The sequence below is a fragment of the Candidatus Liberibacter americanus str. Sao Paulo genome (assembly GCF_000496595.1).
Lineage (GTDB): Bacteria > Pseudomonadota > Alphaproteobacteria > Rhizobiales > Rhizobiaceae > Liberibacter > Liberibacter americanus.
Window position 1 is genome coordinate 309,455 of the sequence record NC_022793.1, and the last position, 13,632, is coordinate 323,086.

Here is a 13,632-nt window from a genome sequence, read left to right on the forward strand (position 1 = left end):
AATTTTTAGCTTTCGTTCAAAATTTTGCTTAGATTTTTTTTATCGAAAATTATTCGTTCTTTGATACGTACCGTGTAATTGTTACCAATACGACCTAATTCGCAAGAATAGGTATCTTTCCCATTTATGTTTAGAGTGACATGGTTTTTCTCTCTATTTAATAAAAAGGGGATTATTTGTCCTACTTTTAATTGTAGGATATCTTTGATTTTGACTTGTTTTAATTTTGCACGAGTTTCAACATTTACGTATAAATCATATGCTTTGTTAATCAGCGGATCATTAGTATCTTGTGTTTTATTTATTTCTTCTTTTTTTGTATTAATGTTTTTTATATTAGTTTTTAAAAGTGTTTCTTGAGTTAGTATTAATGTTAATAATGATGTAATTGTTCCTAGTTTGATTTCTATATTTATTGCTGTAACAAATTCATTAGATAATGGGTGCGTATTTTTTTTTAAAACATCAATATCATAAGGTCCACCGAGAGTTTGGTTTGTATTTTGGGATTTTGCTATTAATTGATTCAGAGTTGTGCATATTTTCGTTAAAATTAGTTTTGCTAATTTTTGTTCAATTATTGAAAGAGTACGATTTTGTAATGATTGTGTGATTTCTTGATCTGTATTAAGCAATCTTTCGAGTATTTTAATTATAAAATCATTGCTGCAAGCAACGAAAAAATTATCTGTCCATCCTTTTAGAGATGAATTATAGAATATAAAGTGTTCATTAAAGTAAGATATTATTTGAGAAAATTTGCCTGATTTACAGTCAAGATAAGATGCAGTTATATCTATGTCTATTTCTTCTTTAAAAATTATTGGTAAAAACTCGCTATAAGATTGACCAAAATTTGATGATATACGTTCTATAGTTTTTTTATCCCCTAATTTGCCAGTCAAACGTGCAAGCAATGTAGGAGGGAATGATGGTACTTCTTTGCTTTTAATTTTACCACTACTCATGTTTAAGACGCTTCCTGATCGTAATTATATTGAATAACTTCTTGTTCTATAATTTCTATGGAAGGTCTTTCATACATCGGTAATGACTTTCTTCCATATTCAATAGCTACTTGTGGGACCGCGCCATTTATATAAGCAATGATTGTCTTTTTAACTATGATATATGGTATATGTTGTTTTAATCTTGTTGATTTTATTTGTTCAATAAGAGGATGACATATTAAATAAGATAATATTATACCAAGCATTGTTCCAGTCAGTGATGATGCTATTGCCTCTCCTAAGATTTGAGGTGAATCTGATATATTTCCCATAGCTCTTACAATTCCAAGTATCGCTCCTACGATTCCAATAGCAGGGAATGCTTCACCCATGCTTGCAATTGCATGATATGGTTTTAATTTTTCAGATAGTATCGTATCAATTTCTTCATCCATTAATATTTCAATTTCATGGCTTTGGGCATTTCCGACAATGATTATTCGTATATAATCGCAAATGAAAGTCGTTAATTCATGATTTTCTAAAATTTTTGGTATTAGTGTGAATATAGGTGAGTTATGCGGATCATCTATTTGACGTTCTGTTTCTACTTTTGATTTATTTTTTAAATGATTCATTAATGAATAGAGTATTCTTAGTATATCAAAATAGAATTGTGGCTCATGGGATTTATATCCAAATATTTCTAATATAGCTCTTCCAGAATCCTTCAGGACTCTTACTTGATTTGACATTATAAATCCTCCAAATCCAGCGCCAGCTACAATTATAAATTCAAATGGTTGCATAAGAGCATACGTATTCCCTCCCATTGCTGAGAAGCCTCCTATAATACATCCTATTGTTATGATTAATCCTAAAATTTTATTCATATAGTAATAACTTAATTTATTTTGAAACACATCTATGATGCAGGGAATTATGTAATAATGCTTGTGTGAAGCTATTATCTTAAATTCTATTGACATGATAATGTAACAGTTTTGCACAAGTATTAGATTATAGTGGTTGCTATGAGTTTCATATCAATAAGGAGCAGTAATAAATGCAGTCATCTTTCAATATAGGACTGTCTGCACAAATAGCTTTGGAAAAAAGGCTTGCTACTGTTGCGGATAATATGTCCAATGCCAATACTACGGGATTTCGTACCATTAAAGTGAAATTTTCTGAAGTTATTAATTCTATTAAGAATGATCTTAATCAAAAAGTTTCTTTTGTTGCTAAAGGCAATGAATATCTTTCCAATAAAAACGGATCTATAGTTAATACTGGAGGTGATATGGATTTTGCTTTGGAAGGTGATGCTTGGTTTGCTTTGGAAACTCCTTCAGGAATGATTTTGACTCGAGATGGTCGTTTTAAAATAAGAGATGATGGCACACTCATATCATCAAGCGGGAAATATCCTGTGCTTGATAATTCTGGTTCATCAATTCAGATATCTAAGAAAGATGATTATTTTGATGTAGGAGAAGATGGAGAGGTATCCCAAAATGGGAAGATGGCTGGAGTCATAGGTTTTTACTCTGTAGATTTATCTAAAGGTTTTATACGTCGTGAAAATAGTGGAATATCTCCTAATATTCAGCCTCAGCCTATATTTGATAATGATAATATCACTCTTAAAAGAGGTTACTTAGAAGATTCGAATGCAAATTCCATGTATGAAATGAGTCAATTGATTCATTTAACACAGCAATTTAATTCTATTACCACGCTCATTGATGAAGGTGAAAATTCTTTGTTAGAAGCAATAAAAAATATGACTTAATAATCATAATATTTTATATTAACACCAAAAAAACGATGATATAGACATGTATAATAAGCTTGCGCGATTAGCACAATTGGCTGATGATTATTGTGATAATCTTGTTGTTCATGGTGGTTATGTAAATAGTATCAAGTTAGGATATTATACGGTAACTGGTTTATCAAAATACGTTTGTTTAGGTGATTTTGTAGTTCATCGAGGAAAAAATTTTAATAATTTGGGACAAGTAATACGTATCGATATTGATATCGTATTCGTCTGCCCTATATTGATGGGTTGTCTAATAAGTTTAGGAGATTTAGTTTTTCCTCAAGGCTCTTTTCGGATTTATCCGAGTATGTCTTGGTCTGGACGTATAGTTAATTCATTAGGTCATCCTATTGATGGTCGTTCAGATTTGCAAAAAGGTGATTATGCTATGGAAATCATATCACGAGCTCCATCTGCTATGAATCGCAAGAGGATTGATCAAGGATTTAAGACAGGAATACGTGTTATTGATTTATTCACGCCACTTTGTATGGGACAAAGAATTGGTATTTTTGCTGGTTCTGGTATTGGAAAATCGACATTATTGTCTATGTTTGCAAAATCTGCTTGTTTTAATAGGGTTGTTATATCTTTGGTTGGTGAGCGTGGTCGTGAAGTACGTGAATTTGTAGAAGATAATTTAGGGGATAATTTAGAAAAATCAGTTTTAGTTGTTGCTACTAGTGATGAGAGCCCGATTCTTCGTAAAATGGCTCCTTTAACAGCATTAACGATAGCAGAGTATTTTACTTCGCAAGGTGAAAACGTATTACTTATATTAGATAGTATTACAAGATTTGCGCATGCGGTTCGTGAGATTTCTATGAATGCTGGGGAATTGCCTGTCGCTAGAGGTTATCCTGTTTCAGTATTTGCTGAATTACCAAACCTTTTAGAACGTGCTGGATCTGCTGAAAAAGAAAAAGGAGATATTACGGCAATAGTTTCAATTCTAGTGGATGGAGACAATCATAATGATCCAATAGCTGATTGTATGCGTAGCATTCTTGATGGTCATATTGTTTTAAAACGTTCTTTAGCGGAAGAGGGACGTTATCCTCCTGTTGATCCTTTAGCATCAGTATCTAGACTCGCATCTAAAGCATGGAGTTCTGATGAGCAAAAATTAGTTTTTCATCTCAGGAATATGATTAACCTATTTGAAGAAACTAAAGATATTAGGCTTATGGGAGGATATCGTCCTGGTGTTGATCTTAATCTTGATTCTGCTGTGTGCCAAGTTCCAATTATCTATGATTTTTTAAAACAATTACCGGATGATTATTTATCTGAAGATGTTTTTTTAGAAATATCAAAAAAATTGCAGTTATAAAATTATAATTGAAATAAATATTTCATGTTATTGCTGAATATTATTATTTATTCTTGATTAAATTTATAACATTTGAATGATTTTTTCCGTAACTATTTAATAGTATTTACGTTTATTTTTTTTGTATATTAATACATAAAATTTATTATTTTATTTATGTTATATCTTTAATTTATATTTGATTCTTTTGACCTTTAACTGATACTTGCCTTTTAATATTGTCTTTTTATATGTATTAATGACTTTTGTAAGTAATCAAAATATTTTAAAAATTATTTTTTTAAGTTCCACACAAGATTATAATTATAGATTCTTTCCATATAATGAGGAAGAAAAATGGTTCAGACTATTACATTTTTTGAAGTTGCATCACAGCATGCTAAATGGTTATCAGAGCGTCAAAAAGTCGTTGCTGAGAATATTGCTAATGCTAATACTCCTGGATATCGCTCTAAAGATGTTGATTCCTTTGATCGAGTTTTAAACTCAAATACTGAGATGGCTCGTACTAATGCATTACATTTTAAAGAAGATAATTCTCGAAGTCTTTATAGTAAAACTAGAATTATTCAATCGCCTTTAGATCAATCGATAGGTATCCAGGTATCTGGTAATACAGTTGGATTGACGAATGAATTGTATAAATCTGGACAGATTAAATACTTATATAGTCTAAATAATATCTTAGTAGGAAAATTAAATTCGATGATGATGAGTGTATCAAAGGGATAAGATCATGGATTATTTAATAGCGTCTTCTAAAATTGCAAACTCAGGGTTAACTGCTCAATCAGCACGGATGCAGGTTATATCTGAAAACATTGCGAATTCTCGTTCTACTGGGAATTATAAAGGTGCCGATCCATATCGTCGTAAAACTATTTCTTTTACAGAAGTTATGCAAGATGCTGGTGGGGTTAAAATCAGTAAAATAGGAGTTGATCGATCTTCATTTATTGAAGAATTTGATCCTGGAAATCCTATTGCTGATTCTAGCGGCCTAGTAAAATATCCTAATGTTAACATGTTAGTTGAGACAGCGGATATGCGAGAAGCAAACCGAATGTATATGGCAAATCTACAAGTGATTAAACAAGCGCGTGACATGATTTCTATAACTTTGGATCTTTTAAAGGGTTAATTATGATTGAACGAATTCAAGAAGTTAATGCTCCAGAATATCTAGGAGCTAATTCTGAAATAAAAAATGATTTTATTGAAAATGAATATGTTGAAGAAGAGGTATCGACTATAAAATTTTCTTCTTTATTAGCAGATATGGCTAAAGAAGCGGTTGGAGATATAAAGAGGGCAGAGTCTGCTTCATTTGATGCATTGCAGGGAAAAACATCGATAAGAGAAGCTGCTGATTCCATTCTTCAGGCAGAGAGAACTTTACAAACATCAATAGCTATACGGGATAAAATTATCTCGGCATATTTGGAAATTTCTAAAATGCAAATATAATTTAAGGGGATTATGAAAATGAAGGCTTTTACAATAGCCGCTGCTGGCATGTCTGCACAGCAAACCAATCTTGAAATAATTGCAAATAATATCGCTAATATTAATACTACTGGTTATAAAAGAGCTCGTGCAGAATTTTCTGATTTCCTTTATCAGGCGGAAAAGGCTGAGGGGTCTAATAATAGCAGTTCTAGTCAATCTTTAGTCCCGGAAGGTGTTAATATTGGAAATGGTGTGCAAATTTCATCTGTACGTAATGTATATACTCAGGGAGAATTAACACATACTGGCAATAATTTGGATTTAGCATTAGTGGGGAAAGGTTGGTTTCAAGTTGAGGCTCCTGATAAAACTATTATGTATACCAGAGCAGGTTCTTTTACTACAGATTCAAAAGGACAGTTGATTAATTCTGAAGGAAATATTTTGTTCCCTTCTATTATCATACCTGATGATGCTAGGGATATAAAAATTTCTAGATCTGGTCAAATTACGGCTGTTATTGGGAAAAATGAGGATCCTCAACTTTTAGGGCAGTTGTTAATCTCAAATTTTGTTAATGAAGCAGGTCTACGTAATATTGGTGATAATCTTGTTGCTAAAACTGCACTATCAGGAGAAGCAATAATATCATCTCCTGACGATATTGGTTTTGCTTATATTAAGCAAGGTTATTTAGAATCATCTAACGTCGATGCGGTTAAGGAAATATCTGATATGATATCTGCTCAGCGTGCTTATGAAATGAATTCTAAGGTTATGCAGGCTGCTGATGAGATGTCTTCTTTGGTAAGTAAAGGGCGATAATTAAGTTGGAGATATCAAGTGATACGTTTTTTTATCGTATTATGGTTCAGTTTTTATTTTTTTACAATTTGTTCTACTGTTGTATTATCTGATGGTTTTGGTCGTGTTGTTGTTCCGTCTTCTGTCATCAATATAGGAGAAGTGTTACATGAATCAAAATTAAAGGAATTGGTTTTGAGCAATTCAAATCTTCGAGGGGATTACGCACGTTCCACTAAAGATGTTGTAGGATTTGTAACACGGCGTACTTTATTGCCAGATCGTGTTATTCCAATGTCTGCATTGCAACCTCTATATGTTATTACTCGTGGGTCTAAAGTCCGTATTGTTTTTAGTCAAAAAAACATGACAATATCCACATCTGGGATTGCTCTTTCTGATGCAAGTATAGGAAGTACATTATCTGTAAAAAACATTGATACTGGTGTTATAGTTTCCGGTCAGGTAATGAATGACAGCACGGTTAGTGTTACATTAAAATGATTTTTCGTATATTCTTTTTTATTTTTTATTTCATTATTTGGAGTGAAGCATCAGCAAATGTTGTTTCACGTATAAAGGATATTGTGTCTTTGCAATCAGGTAGAGACAATCAATTAATAGGATATGGTCTTGTTATAGGCCTTCAAGGAACTGGAGATATTTTACGTTCATCCCCTTTTACAGAACAAGCAATTCGTTCTGTATTACAGCACCTTGGCGTATCTACTCAAGGAGGTAAATTAGGGACGAAAAATATAGCTGCAGTTATGGTTACTGCTAATTTACCTCCTTTTGCGAGTGTTGGCAGTCGTATAGACGTATCTATCAATTCATTAGGAAATGCTTCTTCATTGCGAGGTGGAACTCTAGTAATGACGCCTCTTATGGGTGCTGATGGTAATACTTATGCAGTAGCACAAGGATCTGTAATTGTTTCTGGAATATTTGTTAAAGGTCAGTCTGCTTCATTTATTGAAGGAATATCTACGGGTGGTAAGATTTTGAATGGAGCCATTGTTGAAAGGGAAATACCTTTAAAATTTAGAGATTCTGCAAATCTTATTTTGCAATTACTTAATCCAGATTTTTCTACTTCAATTAGAATTGCTGATAAGATTAATTCTTATGCTTTAACTCGTTTTAATAAGTCTATCGCAGAAGCACGTGATTCAAGGAGTGTAAAAGTTTCTAAACCGACAGCTATTGATCTGGCTAGGTTAATGTCTGAGATTGAAATTCTTACTGTTGAAACGGATACTCCTGCTAGGATTATTATAAATGAACGTAGTGGTACTATCGTTATAGGTGAGAATGTCAAAATTTCTAAGGTTGTAGTTAGCTATGGTAATTTAACGGTACAGATAATAGAAGATAAACAAGTAATTCAGCCTAATCAATTATCTGGAGGGAACACTGCTACCCAGATAAATACTGATATTCAAGTGTCTAAAGGTGGAGGATATGCATCTATAATAGATGCACCTGATTTGAATAGTCTTGTATCAGGGATGAATAAACTAGGAATTAAACCCGATGGAATAATAGCAGTTCTACAAGGTATTAAAGCAGCAGGAGCCCTTCAGTCAGAGATTATAATTCAATGATACTTTTGCCATTTATATATTTTTATAAGATAAGAGATCTTTCTTTAATAACTTTTTTCTTAATATTTTTCTTTATGCAAGGTTTTATTTGCAAAATTTATGGAAGCGTCGATCTGCAAGATAAAGAAATTCAGAGATATTGCACTAATATTTCCGATTTAGTCAGAAAGCGCAATTATTTATCGCAGAAAAAAGTATTAGAAGAGCTTAAAAATAGTATAGAAACTCGTGTTTCAGTATTAGAAAGTACTAAAAATGGATATTACATGTGGTTTAGAAAATATGATGATTTTATTTCATCATACAACAAAAACATTTTGGATATTTACAAAAAAATGGATCCAGATTCCGCTGCCATTCAGTTAGAGAAAATAGATCCTGAAATATCTTCTCATATTCTTATGAGACTTAGTACACGTCAGTCAAGTTCAATTATGTCTAAAATGGATCCCAAGTCAGCAGCTATAATTACGAGTATAGTGGCTAATATGTTAAAATTTAAAAAATAGAAAAGATCGACATGATTATTATTTATTATTTTGCTATTTTAGTCAATTTTACTTTGCTATTCGGTTGTCAAGGAAATACTTTTTCTAAATTTTACGGAATTCCCAGTATGAGCCCCATAGGTTCAGATTTAAATAATTATAATCAAAAAATCTTGTCAAATATATATTTTAATAACTATAGACCTATAAAAAAAAGTTATTCTTTATGGAGAGATTCTCAATCTGCTCTTTTCAAGGATTCACGTGCTATTAATGTAGGTGATATTTTAACAGTTAATATAAGGATTGATAATAAGGCTACTTTTGACAATAAGACTGGGCGTAGTCGTAATAATTCTATAGGCAAAAAAATATCAGGAGGATTTTCCTTCTTGGGGGTCAAATCTCCTAGTATGGACGCTGATATAAATTATGATGCAAATAGTGCTTCTGCGGGGAAGGGATCTATTAGTAGAGCGGAAAGATTAGAACTTTTAATAGCTGCTATTGTTGTCAAAATACTAGATAACGGTAATCTTGTTATTAGTGGTTCGCAGGAAGTACGTGTAAATGATGAAATTCGTATTCTCAATGTTACTGGCTTAGTGCGTCCTCAAGATGTTAATGCGCAAAATAGCATTTCGTACGATAAGATTGCTGAAGCACGCATTTCTTATGGTGGGATAGGACGTTCAACAACATTGCAGCAAGCGCCACTTGGACAACGTATAATAGATGAATTTTCACCACTATAGTTTTCGTAATTACCATGTATGTCAGATTGTTATATAATTACTGATATGAATGAAAGTGGATATTATAATAGTTTTATGAAAAATTTCATAGTATTAACAGCAACCGGAATATTATATGGTTGGTTAGGTGGTAATGTAATTTTACTTTTCTCTTCAAATACTGATAAAGATGGTATTATAACATCATTTATTAGGAGAATTTATCGTAACGAGATTAGTGTTAATGATATAAATAAGTGTGATAATTCTTCTTATGGGCCTAATTACCGTATATTTCCCATCCAACCTATCATAACAAATTTAGTTGATGCGCCTAAACATTGGATCAGATTAGAAATTGCATTAATATGCAATGATATACTTGATAAGTCCTTATTAGAATTTATCCAACAGGATATCATAGCTTATATACGTACTGTTTCTATTAAACAAATATCAGGCCCTCAAGGTTTTCGTTATTTGAAAAATGATATTGAAGATCGAATAAGATTGCGATCAAAAAATTTAGTATCAACGGTTATATTAAGGACGTTTATCATTACATGATTAGATGTTTGATATTTATAATTTATTGTTTAGTGCCAGAATCAATTTTTGCACAATCGTCTTTACATGAAGTTTTATCAATTCCTTCTAATATATCGGTTTCCACTTGGATAGTGAGGAATTTCGGACTTTTTACTATTTTATCAATAGTACCAATTCTTATCATAATGGTTACTTGTTTCCCCAGGTTTGTAATTGTTTTCTCAATACTCAGAACAGGGATGGGTATGTCATCTATGCCTCCTAATCTTGTTATAATAAGTCTTTCATTGTTTATGACTTTTTATGTTATGTCTCCAACAATGGATCGTGCTATGGAAATGGGAGTAAAGCCTTTGATGAGTAATAAGATTACTGAAATTGAAGCGATTAAACATATTGCAGAACCATTTTGGATTTTTATGAAAAACAATACTAGGGAAAAAGATTTATCGCTTTTTATGAATATGGCCGCTGGAAATAAAAAAAATAAAGATATTATAAGCAATGATAAGGTTGAATATAGGGTATTAATTCCAGCGTTTATGATTTCCGAGCTCAGACGTAGTTTTGAAATAGGTTTTCTTATTATTTTGCCGTTTTTGATCATTGATATGATTGTTGCTACTATAGTTATGGCAATGGGAATGATGATGTTACCTCCAACTTCAATATCATTACCATTTAAGATTATTTTCTTTGTTTTAATAGACGGATGGAGCATTCTAGTTGAAAATTTAGTACGATCTTTTGTCTAATCTGCATTACGATTTTTAATTTATTTAATATCATTAATCAAAAATAATAGCATGAGATGACTTATAGCTATTATAAAGTTATTTTACTATTTAATCGTAGTTTTTATATTGTCGTTATTATTATTTATTATACGAAAAGATATATAGGACAGATTAATATTCCTAAATAATATCATTTTTGATATACTTTAAAATTGTTGTTTATTATGAAACATGCAAATTTTATGTTTAAATCTGATTTATATCACTTATGTTGAAAATATTTTAATATAATATAAATAAAGCAGATAAAACATCTATTTTAACCATTTTGGGATAGAATCAAGATTTATAAGTTCTTTAAAGCTTTTACGAGGGCGCACAATATGAAATTCATGGCCTTTTACCAAAACTTCTGGAATTAATAATCTGGAATTATAAGTTCCTGATTGCACAGCTCCATATGCTCCAGCTGTATTGATATATAGAAGATCTCTTGGCTTAGGTAGAGGGATAATGCGATCCAAGGCTAGGAAGTCACCGGTCTCGCATATTGGCCCTACTAAATCGGCTTTTACTTGTAAACAACTATCATCTGGCATCACAACAGATTTTATTTCATGATAAGCGCTATAAAGTGTAGGCCTAATTAAATCATTCATAGCTGTGTCTAATATAATAAAAGTTTTATTTTCAGCATTTTTTATAGATATTACCTGTGTTACTAATATACCGGCATTAGCTACTAAAAATCTCCCTGGTTCTAAAATAATTTTACATTTTAGATCATCGAAATATTTTCTAATAAGTTGTGAATAATCATAAGTGGAAGGAGGAGATGGCCTGCTATCGTAATAAGGAACCCCTAATCCTCCTCCAACATCTATATGTTTTATATTATGTCCATCAGAAATTAGTTGCTGTATTAGTTCTCGTAATAATTTAAATGCTTTATCAAAAGCTTCTATTTGATTGATCTGGCTTCCTATATGCATATCAATACCGGACAGCTTTATTCCTGCTAGAGTTTTGGCATAGCGGCAAAGAGAACGTATTTGTGTTAAGGGTATTCCGAACTTATCATCCTTTTTCCCAGTAGATATTTTTTGATGCGTATTAGCATTTACATCAGGATTAACTCGAAAAGAAATTGAAGCTGTTTCCCCTAAGGATACAGCACGTTGACTAATAGTAATTAGCTCTGATTCTGATTCAACATTAAAGCAATATATTCTTGATTTAATAGCTAAATCAATTTCATCAACTGTTTTGCCGACTCCTGAAAAAACAATTTTATCTCCTGGGACGTTTGCGGATAAAGCACGATATAATTCACCCTCAGACACAATATCTAATCCTGCGCCTAAACGTGTTATTGTTTTGATTACTGCCTGATTAGAATTCGCCTTTAAAGCATAGCAAATCATTACATCAATTCCAGCAAAAGCACGGGAGAAAGCATGATAATTATCTTCTATCGCAGCTGTAGAATAGCAGTAGAAAGGTGTTTTAACTGTTTGAGCAATTTTTTTAATAGAAACTCCTTCCGCATGCAGAGTCTCTTCACAATGTTCAAAATAACTCATGAATTAATACAGTTATTTTTTGATGTATTGTTTATTTCAAGATCACCCTTTCGTCCACAACTTTGTAATAAAGCGTTGCTTAATAATAATAGATAGATAAAAATACTCATTTGTGGCTTTATTTTCATTATTATGTTCCATAACGTTAATAACATGATTGAATATCATATGTTTTTACTTTTTCATATATACTGTTGATATGATTACGCCAATATAAAATTTGCTTATTTACTTCTTCAGGAGATGTTCCTCCAAAGCTGTTTCGACTTAACACAGAGTTTTCAACTTGAAGGATATTATAAATATCAGAAGTAAATACAGGACTTATTTCCTGTAGCATTTCTAGGGGAAGTTCTGCAAGTTCACATTTATTGTCTTCTGCTAAAGATACGGCAAGTCCCGTTATATGATGAGCATCTCGAAAAGGCATATCAGTGTTTTTTACTAGCCAATCTGCTAAATCTGTGGCAGTAGAATAGCTTGAAACAGCAGCATTTCGCATGCTATTTTTGTTTACATTTATATCGCCTATCATTGCAGTCATAGCTAAGGTAATTACTTCTAAGGTTTCTATAGAATCGAAAATCATCTCTTTGTCTTCTTGCATATCTTTAGAATACGCTAGTGGCAATCCTTTCATAACTGTTAAGATAGATATTAAAGCTCCGTTTATTCGACCTGTTTTGGCACGTACTAATTCTGCTCCATCAGGATTTCTTTTTTGTGGCATGATTGATGAGCCGGTCGTAAAAGCATCCGACAATCGAATGAAATCAAATTGTGGTGTAGACCAAATAATCATCTCTTCGGCTAATCTTGACATATGCATAGCACAAATGGATGAATTAGATAAACATTCTAATATAAAATCTCTATCTGAGACTGTATCGATAGAGTTTCTAGTTGGTTCTCTAAAACCTAATTCTTTTGCTGTCAAGTGACGATCTATGGGGAAACTAGTTCCAGACAATGCCGCAACTCCTAGAGGGCATTCATTAAGACGCTCAATGGAATCAAGAAATCGAGAAATATCGCGTCCGAACATTTCCACATATGCCATACAATGATGTCCAAAAGTAACAGGTTGTGCTGTTTGTAAATGGGTAAATCCTGGCATTATAGTGTCAAAATGTTCTTCTGCTCTGTCAATGAGAGCTAATAGTAGTTTTATTAAATTATCTGTTATTTTTATAGTTCGTTCTTTAACCCATAGGCGTAAATCTAAGGCTACTTGGTCATTGCGCGAACGTGCTGTATGAAGCTTTCCAGCTGCAGATCCAATTAAAGCACTAAGTCTTGCTTCAATATTCATATGAATATCTTCAAGCTCCCGTGAAAATTCAAATGAACCTTTGATTATTTCTTTATGAATTGTATTCAATCCATCTATTATCTTGATATAGTCTTCTTGGTATATAATCCCTTGTTTAGCCAGCATGGATGCGTGAACTTTAGATCCTAGTATATCTTGTTCAAAAAGTTTTTTGTCAAAATCAATTGAAACATTTATTTTATCCATTATCGAGCTTGGACTAGTAGAAAATCTGCCTCCCCACATTTTGTTAGATTT

General features: G+C 32.0%; 16 protein-coding genes. 12 read left to right on the forward strand and 4 right to left on the reverse strand.

The genetic code is table 11. The annotated features are described in order from the left end of the window. Nucleotides 1-5: 5 nt before the first annotated feature. Together LAM_RS01295 and motA are read right to left on the reverse strand one after the other, a co-directional pair. On the reverse strand, nt 6-968 hold the full coding sequence (locus LAM_RS01295; protein WP_007556889.1) for a flagellar motor switch protein FliM: 963 nt from the start codon (nt 966-968) through the stop codon (nt 6-8). 2 nt (nt 969-970) lie between these two features. Beyond that, nucleotides 971-1,843, reverse strand: coding sequence for a flagellar motor stator protein MotA (gene motA, locus LAM_RS01300; RefSeq protein ID WP_007556891.1), 873 nt, complete (start codon nt 1,841-1,843; stop codon nt 971-973). Nucleotides 1,844-2,016: 173 nt separating this feature from the next. On the opposite strand from motA, the gene flgF reads away from it, so the two are divergent. The 12 genes from flgF to fliP all read left to right on the forward strand — a co-directional run bounded on the left by flgF (nt 2,017) and on the right by fliP (nt 10,497). Further along, a complete protein-coding gene (gene flgF / locus LAM_RS01305; RefSeq protein ID WP_007556892.1) occupies nt 2,017-2,745 on the forward strand; it encodes a flagellar basal-body rod protein FlgF in 729 nt (242 codons plus the stop codon). A gap of 46 nt (nt 2,746-2,791) precedes the next feature. Next, complete coding sequence (locus tag LAM_RS01310; protein ID WP_007556893.1) at nt 2,792-4,111, forward strand: FliI/YscN family ATPase; 1,320 nt, start codon at nt 2,792-2,794, stop codon at nt 4,109-4,111. A 336-nt stretch (nt 4,112-4,447) separates the two neighbouring features. Then, on the forward strand, nt 4,448-4,843 hold the full coding sequence (flgB, locus tag LAM_RS01315; RefSeq protein ID WP_007556894.1) for a flagellar basal body rod protein FlgB: 396 nt from the start codon (nt 4,448-4,450) through the stop codon (nt 4,841-4,843). A gap of 4 nt (nt 4,844-4,847) precedes the next feature. Then, the gene (gene flgC / locus LAM_RS01320; protein ID WP_007556895.1) at nt 4,848-5,252 is read left to right on the forward strand and encodes a flagellar basal body rod protein FlgC; all 405 of its coding nucleotides are present in this window, start codon (nt 4,848-4,850) and stop codon (nt 5,250-5,252) included. A 2-nt stretch (nt 5,253-5,254) separates the two neighbouring features. Beyond that, nucleotides 5,255-5,578 (forward strand): flagellar hook-basal body complex protein FliE, encoded by a 324-nt coding sequence (fliE, locus tag LAM_RS01325; protein WP_007556896.1) that lies wholly within the window; start codon nt 5,255-5,257, stop codon nt 5,576-5,578. A gap of 18 nt (nt 5,579-5,596) precedes the next feature. Next, the gene (flgG, locus tag LAM_RS01330; RefSeq protein WP_007556897.1) at nt 5,597-6,385 is read left to right on the forward strand and encodes a flagellar basal-body rod protein FlgG; all 789 of its coding nucleotides are present in this window, start codon (nt 5,597-5,599) and stop codon (nt 6,383-6,385) included. Between the two features lie 18 nt (nt 6,386-6,403). Beyond that, nucleotides 6,404-6,868 (forward strand): flagellar basal body P-ring formation chaperone FlgA, encoded by a 465-nt coding sequence (flgA, locus tag LAM_RS01335; RefSeq protein ID WP_007556899.1) that lies wholly within the window; start codon nt 6,404-6,406, stop codon nt 6,866-6,868. Then, a complete protein-coding gene (locus LAM_RS01340) occupies nt 6,859-7,971 on the forward strand; it encodes a flagellar basal body P-ring protein FlgI (protein WP_420834414.1) in 1,113 nt (370 codons plus the stop codon). Before flgA ends, LAM_RS01340 begins: the two co-directional genes overlap by 10 nt. Further along, the gene (locus LAM_RS01345; RefSeq protein WP_007556901.1) at nt 7,968-8,480 is read left to right on the forward strand and encodes a MotE family protein; all 513 of its coding nucleotides are present in this window, start codon (nt 7,968-7,970) and stop codon (nt 8,478-8,480) included. Before LAM_RS01340 ends, LAM_RS01345 begins: the two co-directional genes overlap by 4 nt. A gap of 11 nt (nt 8,481-8,491) precedes the next feature. After that, on the forward strand, nt 8,492-9,214 hold the full coding sequence (gene flgH, locus LAM_RS01350) for a flagellar basal body L-ring protein FlgH (RefSeq protein WP_007556902.1): 723 nt from the start codon (nt 8,492-8,494) through the stop codon (nt 9,212-9,214). Nucleotides 9,215-9,289: 75 nt separating this feature from the next. Beyond that, nucleotides 9,290-9,760: a flagellar basal body-associated FliL family protein gene (locus LAM_RS01355; RefSeq protein ID WP_240532028.1), complete on the forward strand. Its 471-nt coding sequence runs from the start codon at nt 9,290-9,292 to the stop codon at nt 9,758-9,760. After that, nucleotides 9,757-10,497, forward strand: a complete 741-nt coding sequence (fliP, locus tag LAM_RS01360; RefSeq protein ID WP_007556904.1) for a flagellar type III secretion system pore protein FliP — start codon at nt 9,757-9,759, stop codon at nt 10,495-10,497. Before LAM_RS01355 ends, fliP begins: the two co-directional genes overlap by 4 nt. A gap of 296 nt (nt 10,498-10,793) precedes the next feature. On the opposite strand, the gene lysA is transcribed toward fliP, so the two are convergent. Together lysA and argH are read right to left on the reverse strand one after the other, a co-directional pair. Continuing rightward, a complete protein-coding gene (lysA, locus tag LAM_RS01365) occupies nt 10,794-12,062 on the reverse strand; it encodes a diaminopimelate decarboxylase (RefSeq protein ID WP_007556905.1) in 1,269 nt (422 codons plus the stop codon). A 145-nt stretch (nt 12,063-12,207) separates the two neighbouring features. After that, a complete protein-coding gene (gene argH / locus LAM_RS01370) occupies nt 12,208-13,620 on the reverse strand; it encodes an argininosuccinate lyase (protein ID WP_023466191.1) in 1,413 nt (470 codons plus the stop codon). Between the last annotated feature and the right edge of the window lie 12 nt (nt 13,621-13,632).

What these genes read in the sequence shown, in the direction of transcription:
- LAM_RS01295 (WP_007556889.1), bottom strand. Translation starts at nt 968, where the DNA reads ATGAGTAGTGGTAAAATTAAAAGCAAAGAAGTACCATCATTCCCTCCT.
- motA (WP_007556891.1), bottom strand. Translation starts at nt 1,843, where the DNA reads ATGAATAAAATTTTAGGATTAATCATAACAATAGGATGTATTATAGGA.
- lysA (WP_007556905.1), bottom strand. Translation starts at nt 12,062, where the DNA reads ATGAGTTATTTTGAACATTGTGAAGAGACTCTGCATGCGGAAGGAGTT.
- argH (WP_023466191.1), bottom strand. Translation starts at nt 13,620, where the DNA reads ATGTGGGGAGGCAGATTTTCTACTAGTCCAAGCTCGATAATGGATAAA.
- flgB (WP_007556894.1), top strand. Translation starts at nt 4,448, where the DNA reads ATGGTTCAGACTATTACATTTTTTGAAGTTGCATCACAGCATGCTAAA.
- flgH (WP_007556902.1), top strand. Translation starts at nt 8,492, where the DNA reads ATGATTATTATTTATTATTTTGCTATTTTAGTCAATTTTACTTTGCTA.
- LAM_RS01345 (WP_007556901.1), top strand. Translation starts at nt 7,968, where the DNA reads ATGATACTTTTGCCATTTATATATTTTTATAAGATAAGAGATCTTTCT.
- flgG (WP_007556897.1), top strand. Translation starts at nt 5,597, where the DNA reads ATGAAGGCTTTTACAATAGCCGCTGCTGGCATGTCTGCACAGCAAACC.
- LAM_RS01355 (WP_240532028.1), top strand. Translation starts at nt 9,290, where the DNA reads ATGAAAAATTTCATAGTATTAACAGCAACCGGAATATTATATGGTTGG.
- flgF (WP_007556892.1), top strand. Translation starts at nt 2,017, where the DNA reads ATGCAGTCATCTTTCAATATAGGACTGTCTGCACAAATAGCTTTGGAA.
- LAM_RS01310 (WP_007556893.1), top strand. Translation starts at nt 2,792, where the DNA reads ATGTATAATAAGCTTGCGCGATTAGCACAATTGGCTGATGATTATTGT.
- flgC (WP_007556895.1), top strand. Translation starts at nt 4,848, where the DNA reads ATGGATTATTTAATAGCGTCTTCTAAAATTGCAAACTCAGGGTTAACT.
- fliE (WP_007556896.1), top strand. Translation starts at nt 5,255, where the DNA reads ATGATTGAACGAATTCAAGAAGTTAATGCTCCAGAATATCTAGGAGCT.
- fliP (WP_007556904.1), top strand. Translation starts at nt 9,757, where the DNA reads ATGATTAGATGTTTGATATTTATAATTTATTGTTTAGTGCCAGAATCA.